The following is a 14,482-nucleotide window of genomic DNA, read 5'->3' as shown; positions in this document are numbered from 1 at the left end:
CAAGACGCGAAACATGCTGGCAGAATGCCGGCCAGTAGTCATATTTGTCTGGAGATTGATACCTCGTGTCCAATGCCTTAAGCGCGGAAGATGCTCCGCAGCCACCCAAGGTGCTCACCACGCCCCTGGAAATCTCCGGCAACCTGCGTCAGCTGCAAGACAGCCATGACCCGCTGATCATCACGTTTCACGAGCGCAGCCAGCGCTTCCAGAGTTATCTGGTGGACGTCGACCGTGACAGCAAGATGATCGCCCTGGACGAAATGATCCCGCGCGACGGCGAACGCTTTCTGCTGGCCGGCGAACCGTTCAAGGTCGAAGGCTTCCACGACGGCGTGCGCATCGCCTGGGAAAGCAATGGCCCGCTGACTATCGACGAGTCCGGTGATGGCCGCTGCTACCGTGGCGCGCTGCCCGATGAGGTGGTTTACCACCAGCGCCGCAATGCTTTCCGCGCTGCGTTGAAGCTGGCACAACTGGTCAATGTCGAGCTGGGCGGTGAGAAACTCAAGTCGCCTATCGGTGGCAAACTGCTGGACATCTCCGCCACTGGCTGCAAATTGCGCTTCGACGGCGACATCACCGCCAGGCTGCAATTGGGTCAGGTCTACGACCGCTTCATCGCCGCCCTGCCCTTTGGCAGCATGACGGCACCGGTCGAACTGCGTTACCTGCACTTTGAAGAAAAGATCAACACTACCTTCGCCGGCGTGCGTTTTCACAACATGAGCGGCCTGGTACAGCGGCAAGTCGAGCGGTTCGTCTATCAGCTGCAACGTGAAGCGCGGCGCTTCGATAAAGACGATTTCTGATACGCCCCGCCAATAAAAAACGGGCAGTCCCTTACGGTGACTGCCCGTTTTTTTATGCCTTGATCACGGCCGCGCTTCGGTAAAACTTTGCTCGCGACCTGCGTCCGGGTCTTCTGTATCCGAAACTGGTTCAGGTTCTGGTTCTGGTTCGGGCTCGGTATCCGGATTGACATCAGCCTCCGGGTTGACCGGATTCTGCATCTGATCCTGCACCACCTGCTCATCGACGCGCGGGTCAAGGCAAGCCACCAGTGGCGAACTCGTCATGCTGTCCGGCATGGCCACGTGATGCAGCGGAGCATCGTCCACCTGATGCAGATTGGTGACTGCTTTCGGGCGGATTCGCCACACCAGCACCAAGGCAAAAAAACTGAAAAAGGCATAAAGCATCTGGCTGCCGAACAGCTTCATCAATACCCCGGCCACCAATGGTCCGACACTCGCGCCGACACCGTAAGTCACCAGCAACATGGCCGTCAGCGACACCCGGCGATCACCCTCGACGTGGTCGTTGGAGAACGCCACCGCCAGCGGGTACAGACAGAACTGCACCAACGAGCAGAGGAACCCGGCGATGAACAGCACCTCCAGTTGCACCTGCGGCATGATCGCCAGCGGCAATGCTGCCAGTGCCAGGCTAAACGCAAAACTGCGGATCAATACCGCCCGGTCATAACGATCCGATAGCCATCCCAACGGCCACTGCACCACCAGGCCTGCAAAAATGCAAGTGCCCATGAACAGACCGACCTGCTCGGTGGACAATCCTTGCTGGGAGGCATACAGAGGCGCCAGGCCGTAGAACGAACCGACGATCAATCCCGCCCCCAACACCGTGCTCAGTGACTGCGGCACGCGTTTGATGAAGAAGCGCGGCTCCATCGGCGCCGGGTGCAAAGGTGCCGGGTGAATCCGCCGGGTCAGGGCCACCGGCACCAGACACAGGGCAAAACACAGTGCGACCAGCATCAGCAGTTCCAGGCCCAGGCCCGGGTGCATGACCAAAATCAGCTGCCCCAACACCAGCCCCAGGTACGAAGCGATCATGTAGCCGCTGAACACCACGCCACGCTGCTTGGCTTCTGCCTGCTCATTGAGCCAGCTTTCGATCACCATGTACTGGCACATCATGCCCAGGCCAACAATCACCCGCAGGAACAGCCACGCGGGCAGCCAATCGACCAGGCCATGGCCCAGCACCGCCGCGCCGACGATCCCGGCGCAGGCTGAATAAGCTCGAATATGCCCGACCCGGGCAATCAGCCGATGGCCGATCTTGCCGCCCAGCACCAGGCCGAAATAGTTGGCCGCCATCAATGCGCCGACCCACAGGCTGTCGACCTTATCGGCCGCCAGGCGCAGGGCCAGGTAAGTACTCAACAGGCCCGAGCCGATCAACATCATCAGCGAGGCGAAATAAAGTCCTCGAAAGGATTTCAGGATTTGGCGCATTGGCGTTCCGAGCGGCTCCTTGCAGTGAGTATCGGGCTATCGACAACGATAGCCCGATGGCGACAGGTCGTCAGGCCTGGGCTGCTAGAACACGCCGTTCCCAGGGAGTAATTTCATCGAGGAAGCTGGTCAACTCCAGGGTCTTCGAAGCGATGTAGCCTTCGATGAACTCCTTGCCGAACAGTTCCTTCGCCAATTGGCTACGTTTCAGACGTTCAAGTGCGGCATGCAAGGTACACGGCAACGCAAGATTATCCGGCACCACGAACTCGCCCCGGGCCGCTTCGCTCGGTTCCAGTTTGTTTTCGATGCCATACAGCCCCGACGCCAGGCTCGCGGCGATCGCCAGATACGGGTTGGCATCAGCCCCCGGCAAGCGGTTTTCGACCCGACGAGCGACCGGTGAACTGGCTGGAATGCGCAGGCCGGCCGCGCGGTTGTCGTGGGACCAGCAGGCATTATTGGGCGATGCAAAAGGATGGCACAGGCGCTGATAAGAGTTCACGTTCGGCGCAAACAGCGCGGTGAAATCCGCAAGGCCAGCTTGCTGACCACCGATGAAATGACGGAAGGTCGCGGTCGGCTCGCCAGCCTCGTCGCTGAACACGTTACGCCCGGTGCCGATCTCGACGACGCTCTGGTGAATATGCATCGAACTGCCCGGCGTGTGAGCCAACGGCTTGGCCATGCAGACCACGGTCAGGCCATGCTTGAGCGCCACTTCCTTGAGCAGATGCTTGAACAGCAAGGTCTGGTCGGCCAGCAGCAGCGGATCGCCGTGCAGCAGGTTGATCTCGAACTGGCTGACGCCCATCTCGTGCATGAAGGTATCGCGCGGTAAGCCCAGCGCCGCCATGCCTGCGTAGACTTCAGTGAAGAACGGCCGCAAGCCGTTATTGGAGCTGATGCTGAATGCCGAATGACCGTCCTCACGACGACCGTCCAGGCCCACTGGCGGCTGGAAGGGTTGCGTCGGGTCAGGGTTGGGTGCGAACACAAAGAATTCCAGCTCGGTCGCCACGACTGGCGCCAAACCGAGGGCGGCGTAGCGAGCGATCACCGCCTTGAGTTGGCCGCGAGTCGACAGGTGCGAGCTCTCGCCAGTCAGTTCCTGCGCATCGCATATGGCCAGTGCCCGAGGGTGCGAACTCCAAGGCAAGCGGTGAATCTGCGCCGGATCAGGCACCAGCGCCAGGTCACCATCATCGCTGCCGTAAAAATGCGCCGGCGGATAGCCGCCCATGATGCATTGCAGCAGCACTCCCCGCGCCATCTGCAAACGCCGCCCCTCAAGAAATCCTTCGGCGGTCATCACCTTGCCGCGGGGTACGCCGTTCAGGTCCGGCGTAATACATTCAATCTCATCAATGCCCGTCAATCGCTGCGCGAGTGAACGATGGCCATCGGTTGTCATGACGCAATCCTTGTTGTTATACGAGCCGCGAACGGCGACCCGTACAAAATAGGCTCCAGCTGTTCAGAATATCAAGCAGCGTCAAACAAAAAGGCGCAATCCTGTGAGGAACGTGTCGTTCAGGGGAGATAGAGACTGAACACGCCGCCACCCAATGGGCCGCCGTTACTGATTTCGGTGCGTCCGCCCACGCCATTGCGCTGGTGCAAGGCGGCAATCCGCCCGGCGAAGTACAGGCCCAGGCCGGTACTGCCACTGCTGTGGTTGATACCCTGCACATAGTCGGCCTGACGCTTGATCATCTCGGGTGGATAACCCTCGCCATCGTCGTTGATGGTCAGCACCAGTTGCCCGGCCTCATCGCTGACGCTGATCAACAAGGCATGCCGGGCGTAACGGATGGCGTTGTTGATGCTGTTGGCGAGCACCGAGGCAATCAGCTCCCGATCGAAGAAACCCAGCGGGCTCAACGGGTCCACTTCATAGGTCGCGATAATGCCGCGGCTGGCGAACACTTCTTGATGAGCCGCCAGTTGCGCCTCAATGAAGTCATCCAGCTCATGGTAGGCCGGCTGCAACGGCATCTGGTTGACGCCCAGCTTGTACAGCCCCAGCAACTGCACCAGCATGCCATTGAGGTGGGCGAACTCGAAGTCGATGACGCCCTGCTCCGGGGTCTGCCGCTCGGGATCAGGCAAGCGCGCCAGCCATTGACTGTGGGCCTGCATCAGCATCGCCAGAGAGTTCTTCATGTCGTGCACGGTGGAGGCAATCACCGTGGAGAAGTCGAGTGACGGTTCGCTGTCGATCATTCGCCGAACGCCTTGATTTTCAGTTTCTGGTAGCGCGGATAACGCGCATCGGTATCGGGCATCAGGCCGACCGTTTTCAGGCAGGCCCGGCACTCTTCCAGCTCAGCCGACGGCACGCTGGTGTCGGTGCCATGCAGCAGCGACTGCGCCATGTTCAGGGCAATACTGATGTTCTTCGGTTGCAGCGCCAGGGCTTTGCGGAACACTTCCCGGGCTTCCACCAGATTGCCGGTCTTGTACACCCGCACGCCCTGACGGTTGAGGTCGGCGGCGGCGTTGCCCGAGTTGAGGATGGTCGGGTCGTCGGTCAGCTTGGCGATACCCTTCATCACGGTCGGATCGTCGCCGTAGATTTCCGCACAGTTTTTCAACATCGAAGCACCGGCACTCGCCTGCCCCAGCATTTGCAACTGCTTGGCCACCAGCAGCGCCGCTTCGGCGCTCATGAACTGTTCCATGCCATCGAGGCGCATCATCGCTTGCTCGGTGAGCTTCTCGGCGGTCTCGGCATCGTTGAGCAGCAGGCTGGTGGCCTTCATCAGACGCGCACGAATCTGCAGGCCTGGGTCGGAAGGATTCTCCTTCGCCACGGCACTCAGCGTCGTGTTGATTTCCAGGCGGGTTCGAGTGTCCAGGCCCTTTTCCGCACCTTTGCTGATCAAGGCATGGGCCAGGCCGAGGTTGCTTTCCGCATCCTTGAAGCGTGACTGCGCCCCTTGGTTCACGGCCTGGCGGTAGGCTTTGGAGGCGGTGTCAAAATCTTCGTTGGCCATTGCCAACTTGCCCAGCAACGCTTGCCGGCGCACCGCCAGCGGCGACAGGCGAATTGCCTCTTCCAACACTTTCTGCGCCGCTTTGGTGTCGCCTTCGGCGACCAGCACATCGGCCATGCCATCGTAGAGGGCCGGCATCATCGGGAAGACTTTCAAGGCTTTTTCGTAAATGCCCTTGGCCTGGCTGACCTGCCCGCGCTTGAACAGCAATTGGCCCAATCCGGCAAACGCCCAGGGCAAAGGCCGATCGGCAATGATGCTGTCGTAAAGACGCTCCAGCGCTTCGTTCTGGTTCAAGTCGCGCAACGCATCGGCGCGATAACGCAGGCACAGCGGCGAATATCGAATGTCCTGTTTGCACAGGGCGATGCAGGCATTGAGCACTTCAACCGGTTTGCCCCGGTCAAGCGCTTGCAGGATCGGTTTGAGCAAGGTCTTGCGCTGTTCCAGTCGCTCCAGGCGCTGGGCCAGGCCAGAGCGGTTGAACGGTTTGGTCAGGTAAGCGTCGGGCTCATGCTCCAGTGCGCTAAGCACCATGGCCTGGCTGGTTTCGGCGGTGACCATGACAAACACACTTTCATGGCTGATCAGCTTCTCGATCATCAGATCTTCGAGTACCTGCTGACCGTTTTTCTTGCCATCGCCCAGGTGGAAATCCTGCAGGATGAAGTCGTAGGACTTCTGCGAGCACATGCGCAGCGCCTGCTCACCGGTATCGGCGGTGTCGACGTCCTTGACGCCCAGCTCCCGCAGCATGGACCTGACGGAACTGCGGAAATCCGAGAAATCATCGACGATCAAAAAGCTTTTTTGGTGATACGACAGCATCGAAGATTTCCAGGCAATTTAAGGAAGAACAACCTAAAGGCAATGGCTGCGAGTTCAGCTTCGCGGCCTTTCGGGCGCGCAGATGATAGCGAGAGGCCATTGGCTATCAAGCAATTTCGCACAATCACGTGATGAGCTTTACCGGCCACCAGCGATGAAATCACAACGGCTTGTCGCGTTATCGGCAAGTAGTCGCGTTCCCTTGAAGCAACGGAGGTGCAATCGCTCGTTTTACTGCCAAAAGATCATACGGCTGCACATGGACGCGCTAAATATTTGAAGGCGTTATTGAAAAACGGGATTATCCTGATTTATTGGAGCACGCTAATTATTGTCCGCTTGAACTCAATACGTTCTAAATCGCCGGTAAAGGCCAGGAAATGACCACCACCCCCAAGCACTCGGCCATGGCTCTCGAGCGAAAGGCCCTGACCCCCAGCACCCTGGACTTTCCGGTGGTGGGTATTGGCGCGTCGGCGGGCGGGCTGCAATCTATCAAGCTGTTTTTCGAGAACATGCCTCAAGACAACGGCATGGCATTTGTGATCATTTTGCACCTGTCACCCGACCACCAAAGCGTCGCAGACAAGATCATCCAGGAATCGACCCGGATGCCGGTTCTGCAGGTCACCGAAACCGTACCGATAGAGAAAAACCGGGTCTATGTCATCCCGCCGGCGCGGCGACTGCTGATGAATGGCAATAACCTTGAGGTTGTTGAAAACGACCCACAACTGGGGCGCCACGCCTCGATCGATCTGTTCTTCCGCGATCTGGCTCAGGTGCACCGCGAGCGCGCCTTCTGCCTGGTGCTTTCGGGCAGCGGTTCCGACGGCGCGGTCGGCCTGTCACGCATCAAGGAACAGGGCGGCATTACCCTGGCCCAGGTGCCGGAAGACGCCGAATTCGACGGTATGCCCCGGGCGGCCATCGAGACCGGCATGGTCGATCTGGTGTTGCCCGTAGTAGAAATGCCGCAAAAGCTGCTGGACCTGTGGCACAACTCCCGGGAAATCAGCTTGCCTGCCGCCAACGATCCGGAACTGCAATCCTTCGCCTCGGTGTCCGAGCGTGACGCAGCACTCGCCGAACAAATGCTGCACGACATCCTGATCCTGTTGCGCACCGGCACCGGTCATGACTTCAAGCACTATAAACGCGCGACAGTATTGCGGCGGATCGAACGCCGGATGCAGGTCACGGCCCAGCCAGACCTGGGAGCTTATTACCGCTACCTGCTAAGCAATCCCGAAGAAACCAAGGCGCTGCTGGGGGACATGCTGATCGGCGTGACCAATTTTTTCCGTGATCGTGAAGCCTTCGAAGCGCTGGAGCGCGATATCGTGCCGCAGCTGGTCGGTGCCGCGGTGTCGGCCCAGCCTGAGAAAGAAGAAATCCGGATCTGGTCGGCTGGCTGCTCCACCGGCGAAGAAGCCTACAGCCTGGCGATGTTGGTGAACGATCAGCTGCAACTGGAGGACAGCAAGGCCTCGTTGCAAATTTTCGCCACCGACATCGACGAGCGCGCCATCAGCTTTGGCCGGGCCGGTCTGTACCCGCAAGCCATCGTGACGGATGTACCGCCGACGCGGCTGCGGCACTACTTCATCAAGGAAGATGAGCACTATCGGATTCGCAAGGAAATCCGCGAGAAGGTGCTGTTCGCCAAACACAGCCTGCTGTCCGACCCACCCTTCTCGCAAATCGATCTGATCGTGTGCCGGAACCTGTTGATCTATCTGGATCGCGAAGTACAACGCGAAATCCTGCAGATGTTCCACTTCGCCTTGCGCCCCGGCGGTTTTCTGTTCCTGGGGTCTTCCGAAAGCGCAGACGCTTGTCATGAGCTGTTTACGCCGGTGGACAAACGCAACCGGATCTTCCGTGCTAAAACCGGCACCGCCAGTAGCCGACGTACGCCGACCGTGCCGCGCGGTGGTTATGTGCGCTCCAATATTTCCCGGCAGGCGCCGCAAAACGTCGTGCAGCGCAAACTGTCTTTCGCCGACATCCACCAGCGCGCCCTCGAACGCTACGCCCCACCGAGCATGATCGTCGATACCAACGCCGATATCCTGCACATGAGCGAAAGTGCCGGGCGTTTCCTGCGGCATGTGGGCGGTGAGCTGTCACGCAACCTGCTGACGCTGATCCTTCCGGAGCTGCGCCTGGAAATCCGCACCACACTGTTCCAGGTCCAGCAGAGTGGCCTGGCGGTAAAATCCCGCGAGGTGCCGGTCAAGCACGAAGAGCGGCGTTACAAGGTCAACCTGGAGGCGCAGCCTTACAAGGATGAAGAGTCGGACGGCGAGTTCATCCTGGTGATTTTCGAGGAAATCGAAGTCGATCCTGCGCAAGCGACGGCCACGCCCCTGCTGCAAACCGAAAGCCAGGTGCTGTCCAATCTTGAGCGTGAACTGCAACGCACCAAACTGCACTTGCAGGACACCATTGAACAATCGGAAATTTCCAGTGAAGAACTGAAAGCTTCCAACGAAGAAATGCAGGCGATCAACGAAGAACTGCGCTCGGCCACCGAAGAGCTGGAAACCAGCAAGGAAGAGCTGCAATCGATCAACGAAGAGCTGCTGACGGTCAACTACGAGCTGAAAACCAAAGTCGAAGAAACCGACAAGATCAACGACTACCTGACCAACCTGATCGCCTCCACCGACATTGCCACGGTGTTTGTCGACCGCAGCATGCGAATCAAGTGGTTCACCCCGCGCGCCACCGACATTTTCAGCATGTTGCCGGTGGATACCGGCCGCTCCCTGCTCGACATCACGCATCGCCTGCACTACGACAACCTGGCGAGTGACGCGGCATCGGTGTTCGAATCATTGAACATGATCGAACGTGAAGTCAGCAGCACCGACAAGCACTGGTACATCGCCCGCCTGCTGCCCTATCGCTCCAGCGAAGACCGTATCGACGGCACCGTGCTGACGTTCATTGACATCACCAAACGCCGCGCGGCCGAAGAAGAACTTCGCCTGGGCGAAGAACGCATGCGTCTGGTGGCCGAAAGCACCCGCGACTACGCGATTATCACCCTTGATGAACAAGGCGTGATCACCACCTGGAACAAAGGCGCCGAGCTGATCTTCGGTTACAGCAAGACCGAGGCCGAAGGCGCTTACTACGACTTCATTTTTTCCGCCGAAGACCGCGCCTCCGGCGTGCCTGAAACCGAACTGCTGGGGGCTCGCACCCATGGCCGTTCCGAAGATGAACGCTGGCATCTACGCAAGGATGGCAGCCGTTTCTATTGCAGCGGCGAGGTGACCCAGCTCAACGGTGACAACCTTCACGGCTACGTGAAAATCGCCCGGGATCTGACCGGCCACAAACGCCAGCATGAAGAGCAGAGCCAACAACTGGCCGAGACGCTGAACACCAATTACCTCAAGGATGAGTTCTTCGCGGTCATGTCCCACGAACTCAAGCATCCTCTGAACCTGATCCAGCTCAACGCAGAACTGTTGCGGCGCTTGCCGGTGACCAAGTCGGTGGCGCCGGCCGCCAAAGCCGTCAACACCATCTGCGATGCTGTCAGCAGCCAGGCGCGGATCATCGACGACCTGCTGGATGTCGCCCGTGTGCGCACCGGCAAGCTCAAGCTCAAACCGATCGCCGTGGATCTGGCCAGTGTGCTGCGCGATATTTACACCGTCGTCCTCAATGACCAGCACAGCACCACCGTCGAGCTGCATGTACCTTCGGAGCCGCTGATGGTGCGCGCCGATCCGACGCGCCTGGAGCAGATCATCTGGAACCTGGTGAACAACGCACTGAAATTCACCCCGCCCGACGGCCGCGTGCAATTGATCGCCAGCCAGGCTGGGGACATGGCGCGGCTGGAAGTCAAGGACAATGGCACCGGCATCGCGGTCGAGAACCTCGAACACGTATTCGACCTGTTTGGCCAGGCTGAAACACAGCACGCCAACCACCAGCGCGAAGGGCTGGGCATCGGTTTGTCACTGGTGCGCCAATTGACCGAGGCCCAACATGGCACGGTTGAAGTGAGTTCGCCGGGGGCTGGGGAAGGCTGTACCTTCACTGTCTATTTGCCGCTGGCCAGTAGTGAAGGTAAAACTCAAGCCACAACGCCAACCGACGAGGTATCAGGAAAACTGAGCGGCCTGACGATTCTGCTGGTCGACGACTCTGCCGAGGTATTGGAAACCCTGAAAATGCTGCTGGAAATGGAGGACGCCGAAGTCGTTGCCTTCGATCGTCCATGGGATGCTCTGGACGCGGCAACCAACAGCCACTTCGACCTGATCATTTCGGATTTGGGCATGCCGGTCATGAACGGCCATGAACTGATGCAAGCATTACGTCAGTTGCCGCACATCAAGGATGTGCCGGCCATTGCCCTGACTGGCTATGGCGCTATCAGCGATATTAAAAAGGCTCGTCAATCGGGCTTTGACCAGTACATTGGAAAACCGGTGTCCTACGATGACCTGATCGCGACCATCGAGACCCTGCGACAGCACCGGGCATCAGGTTCTGAATAGCTCAGCGTAAATAGGCGCGTTGTACACAGACGCGCCGGTCAATCGCCTGCTTCAGTCGCTCCTTGTGGTCCGCCCAGACCCTGGGATCGACTTTGGGCGCGCGCATGAGGTTGAGCATGGCCGCTTTGGCGGCCAGGTATTCCGACCACGCATCTTCGCAGCTGAGCTTGAAACGCTCACGTTCGTTCATTTCCATCCGCCGCAGCGCCAGTACCGACTCATCGGTGATGACCGTGCCTAGCGTCAGTTGCACCCGATGAGGTGCAACGAACGCCTGCGTGCCCGCTACAATCTCCCCCGCTCGCAGCGCGCCCCACTTCAACGCCGCGCATAAAGTCTCATCACTACCCCTGTCGTGAAACTCCTCACACAGCATGATCCCGTGGTTATCGTAAACACCGATGAACACCTGGGTGATCCCCTCACGACTCAGTCGTGCCCGCACTTCCACTTGCGTCCCGTCACCGAGCACTTCTTCATGGATGTGGTGAGGTAATCGGGGGTCGGTCCATAACCAGAACTGTGCACCTCTGTGTCGCATTGCTTGGCTCCTTGAGTGGAGTCAGAAGTAATACACAGCAATGACTGACTTTCCACGTAAGTCGTCAGGTGGTTCGAGCAAGAAAAAAAACGCCAGAGGAATGCTCTGACGGGCTTTTCTAACCGCAGACGCTGCAACTCTAGAGTGTCCTTGCACTGGAATTACGCAGCCAGCCCTTGCTGCATAAGGGTTTCAGCTCATTTGAGGCACACCACTATTGAGTGCCGGCGGGCACTTCGCCAAAAACAAATCGACATAATATTGACACCAAAACATCCACCTGTCGGAATATTGGCACATCGTACTGTTACCTGCGCTTAACACCTTTACAAAGCCTGACCCCACAACTAAACACCTATCAAACTGATATCAGGAAAGGCCGTATCCCTGAATCAGTGCTGTACCAAAATACGGCCTCATCCAGCCATTACTTCAGGAGTCCCTTCCCTATGGGTGCTCTCAGGATACTGCGCGCCACGCGCAGCGCAGCCTCAGGCTTGGGCCCACGTTCGCCCGACCGCTCCTGCGATTCGCTCCTCAAGTACGGCGAGTTTCTTCACCCCCGCGAGACCAGCACCCCTCTGCCGGCAGCGCCTGTCCCGTCTAGCCCAGACGGTCGACGATGTCCGGTAGCCGCCCCGTACCGCTCCTGAACACTCTGAGCGGCGCAAGCACGGGACTTCGTCCTGTTAGCAGTCCCTGGCGATTCCAATAAAAAAAGCATTCTCGGGAGAAAGACATGGCTACCACCACCACGACCAGCGGCGGCACCGTTACTTCGTTTTCCAATACGCCGCAGGCGCAGGACGACATTTTCACCACAGGTGTCATTGGCACGAGCAGCGCGAGCATCACCGAAGACCTGCTGGGGGTCGTGTACCTGGACGTCATGTCCAATGACCTGGGCGGTAACGCAAAGACACTCTGGTCACTTGATGATGGGACCAGTCTCTCTACTGCCACCAAGGTTTATGCCCCGGCCGACCTCCTGGTCCAGGACACGAGCAGAATCGAGGCGACGAGTAGCGATAGCAGCCTCAATGGGGCAAAGATCTGGATTACTTCTGATGGCAAGGTCGGCTACGACGCCGCTACATTGTCGACCGCGTTCAAGACGCAACTTCAGTCGCTTGCTGCCGGAGCGTCCCTGACAGACAGCTTTACGTATGCGATTCGTCTCGGCAATGGCACCCTCAGCTGGGCTACTGCACAAGTGCAATTTGCCGGCATGAATGACAGCGTGACGATGAACATCGGCGTGCAGGCCGGCACGGTCACCGAAGATGCGCCCACAACGCCGAGCACAACCGATTCGCTGAGCACGACGGGCACGATTGCGTTTAGCGATGTCGATTTGAGCGACACGCATACCGCCTCATTCGTGGCGGCGGGAGGCAATACCACAGCGCTGGGCAACTTCAGCCTGGCCTCTGTGGTTGAAGCGGCCAATGCGGCCAACGGCACCGTTAACTGGACTTACACCGTGAACAATGCGGCAGCCCAGTACCTGGCCCAAGGTCAGACAGCTACCGAAACCTATGTGGTCACCCTCAACGATGGGCATGGTTCGTCGACAACGCAAAATGTGATCATCACCATCACCGGTACCAACGACCAGGTGCACATTACCAGCGGCGCGCAGACAGGCGATGCCAAGGAAGACAGTGGCGACTACGCCGCCAACGGCAGCATCACCTTCACCGACGCCGACCTGATCGACACCCACAGCGTCACCGTCACACCGGGCGCTTCCGGCTATCTGGGCAGCTTCACCACAGATCCACTGCATGACAGCACCGGTACGGGCAGCGGCTCGCTGGGCTGGCACTTCACGGTAGACAACGCCGCCGTGCAGTTCCTGGGCGAAGGCCAGACCCTCACCCAGACTTATAACGTGGCGATCGGTGACGGCACGGTACAGACCGTGACCATTACCATCACCGGCACCAACGATCGGCCGACGCTGGCGATTGCCGACACCACCGGCGCCATGAGCGAAGGCAACGGTACGGCCACACTGAGCGACAGCGGCGCACTGAGCTTTGCCGATGTGGACAACATCGACGTGGTAACTGTGTCGCACACCTCCAACGGCAACATCGCCTGGAGCGGCGGCACGCTCGATGCGGGCGTGGCTTCGGCACTGGTCGCCGGCTTCTCGGTCGATCACAACAGTTGGGACTACAGCACCAGCCAGAACCTCGATTTCCTCGGCGCAGGTGAAACCATCACCTTTTCGTACAAGGTGATCGCCACCGACAACAGCGGTACAGCTAACGCTGCTTCGGCGATGCAGACCGTGACCATCACCATTACCGGCAGCAACGATGCGCCGGTGCTCAGTTTCGCCACCGGCAACGATGCCGGCGCGGTGCAGGAAGACACCAGCCTCAGCGTCAGCGGCCAGTTCAGCTCGACCGACATCGACCATGCGGCCACGGCGACCTGGAGTATTGCCGGGTCCAATACCGGCACCTACGGCTCGATCGCCGTCGACGGCGCCGGTAAGTGGACGTACACCCTGGCCAACGGCACCGATGGCGTTGCCAGTGCGGTGCAATCGCTGAAGGTCGGCGAGACTCATAACGAAGTGTTCACCATCCAGGTCAGCGATGGCCTGGGTGGCGTCGACACCCAACAGGTGACTGTCACCGTCACCGGCAGCAACGACGCACCGGTGCTGAGCTTCGCGTCGGGCAGCGATGCCGGCAACGTGCAGGAGGACACCACCCTCAGCGTCAGTGGCCAATTCAGCTCGAGCGACATCGATCACAATGCCACCGCCACTTGGAGCATTGCCGGGTCCAATACCGGCACCTATGGCTCGATCGCCGTCGACGGCGCCGGTAAGTGGACGTACACCCTGGCCAACGGCACCGATGGCGTTGCCAGTGCGGTGCAATCGTTGCAGGCCGGCGAGAGCCATAACGAAGTGTTCAGCGTGCAGGTCAGCGATGGCCTGGGTGGCGTCGACACCCAGCAAGTGACCGTCACTGTCACCGGCAGCAACGACGCGCCGGTGCTCAGCTTCGCGTCGGGCAACGATGTCGGCACCGTGCAGGAAGACACCACCCTCAGCGTCAGTGGCCAATTCAGCTCGACCGACATCGATCACAATGCCACCGCCACCTGGTCGATCAATGGCTCGGCAACTGGAACCTACGGCTCGATCGCCGTCGACGGCAGCGGTCAGTGGACTTACACCTTGGCCAACGGCACCAATGGCGTCGCCAGTGCCGTGCAATCGTTGCAGGCCGGCGAGAGCCATAACGAAATGTTCAGCGTCCAGGTCAGCGATGGCCTCGGCGGCGTCGCCACCCA

8 protein-coding genes are annotated in these 14,482 nt (G+C 59.3%); 3 read left to right on the top strand and 5 right to left on the bottom strand.

The window, feature by feature from the left end; all coding sequences use genetic code 11:
* The first annotated feature begins 65 nt into the window (after positions 1-65).
* Complete coding sequence (locus tag AF70_RS26320) at positions 66-812, top strand: flagellar brake protein (protein WP_028938892.1); 747 nt, start codon at positions 66-68, stop codon at positions 810-812.
* A 63-nt stretch (positions 813-875) separates the two neighbouring features.
* Here AF70_RS26320 and AF70_RS26315 read toward each other — a convergent pair whose 3' ends face one another.
* The 4 genes from AF70_RS26315 to AF70_RS26300 form a co-directional block, all read right to left on the bottom strand.
* On the bottom strand, positions 876-2,264 hold the full coding sequence (locus tag AF70_RS26315; protein ID WP_019582902.1) for an MFS transporter: 1,389 nt from the start codon (positions 2,262-2,264) through the stop codon (positions 876-878).
* A gap of 70 nt (positions 2,265-2,334) precedes the next feature.
* Positions 2,335-3,576: a glutamine synthetase family protein gene (locus AF70_RS26310; RefSeq protein WP_178119836.1), complete on the bottom strand. Its 1,242-nt coding sequence runs from the start codon at positions 3,574-3,576 to the stop codon at positions 2,335-2,337.
* Positions 3,577-3,797: 221 nt separating this feature from the next.
* Positions 3,798-4,490, bottom strand: a complete 693-nt coding sequence (locus tag AF70_RS26305) for a sensor histidine kinase KdpD (RefSeq protein WP_028938890.1) — start codon at positions 4,488-4,490, stop codon at positions 3,798-3,800.
* Positions 4,487-6,091 (bottom strand): tetratricopeptide repeat-containing response regulator, encoded by a 1,605-nt coding sequence (locus AF70_RS26300; RefSeq protein ID WP_019582899.1) that lies wholly within the window; start codon positions 6,089-6,091, stop codon positions 4,487-4,489. Before AF70_RS26300 ends, AF70_RS26305 begins: the two co-directional genes overlap by 4 nt.
* Before the next feature lie 380 nt (positions 6,092-6,471).
* On the opposite strand from AF70_RS26300, the gene AF70_RS26295 reads away from it, so the two are divergent.
* Positions 6,472-10,620, top strand: a complete 4,149-nt coding sequence (locus tag AF70_RS26295) for a CheR family methyltransferase (RefSeq protein WP_019582898.1) — start codon at positions 6,472-6,474, stop codon at positions 10,618-10,620.
* A 1-nt stretch (position 10,621) separates the two neighbouring features.
* Here AF70_RS26295 and AF70_RS26290 read toward each other — a convergent pair whose 3' ends face one another.
* Positions 10,622-11,161 (bottom strand): hypothetical protein, encoded by a 540-nt coding sequence (locus tag AF70_RS26290; RefSeq protein WP_028938889.1) that lies wholly within the window; start codon positions 11,159-11,161, stop codon positions 10,622-10,624.
* 739 nt (positions 11,162-11,900) lie between these two features.
* Here AF70_RS26290 and AF70_RS26285 point away from each other — a divergent pair.
* A partial coding sequence (locus AF70_RS26285; RefSeq protein WP_218585025.1) for a VCBS domain-containing protein occupies positions 11,901-14,482 on the top strand: 2,582 nt, incomplete at its 3' end.

This window comes from Pseudomonas sp. KD5 (assembly GCF_012932895.1).
GTDB lineage: Bacteria > Pseudomonadota > Gammaproteobacteria > Pseudomonadales > Pseudomonadaceae > Aquipseudomonas.
The sequence above is the reverse complement of the archived record's forward strand: the minus strand, read 5'-3'. Positions and strand labels throughout refer to the sequence as shown.

Excerpts from the sequence above, each read along its gene's own strand:
- AF70_RS26315 (WP_019582902.1), bottom strand. The coding sequence starts at position 2,264 with ATGCGCCAAATCCTGAAATCCTTTCGAGGACTTTATTTCGCCTCGCTG.
- AF70_RS26310 (WP_178119836.1), bottom strand. The coding sequence starts at position 3,576 with ATGACCGCCGAAGGATTTCTTGAGGGGCGGCGTTTGCAGATGGCGCGG.
- AF70_RS26305 (WP_028938890.1), bottom strand. The coding sequence starts at position 4,490 with ATGATCGACAGCGAACCGTCACTCGACTTCTCCACGGTGATTGCCTCC.
- AF70_RS26300 (WP_019582899.1), bottom strand. The coding sequence starts at position 6,091 with ATGCTGTCGTATCACCAAAAAAGCTTTTTGATCGTCGATGATTTCTCG.
- AF70_RS26295 (WP_019582898.1), top strand. The coding sequence starts at position 6,472 with ATGACCACCACCCCCAAGCACTCGGCCATGGCTCTCGAGCGAAAGGCC.
- AF70_RS26290 (WP_028938889.1), bottom strand. The coding sequence starts at position 11,161 with ATGCGACACAGAGGTGCACAGTTCTGGTTATGGACCGACCCCCGATTA.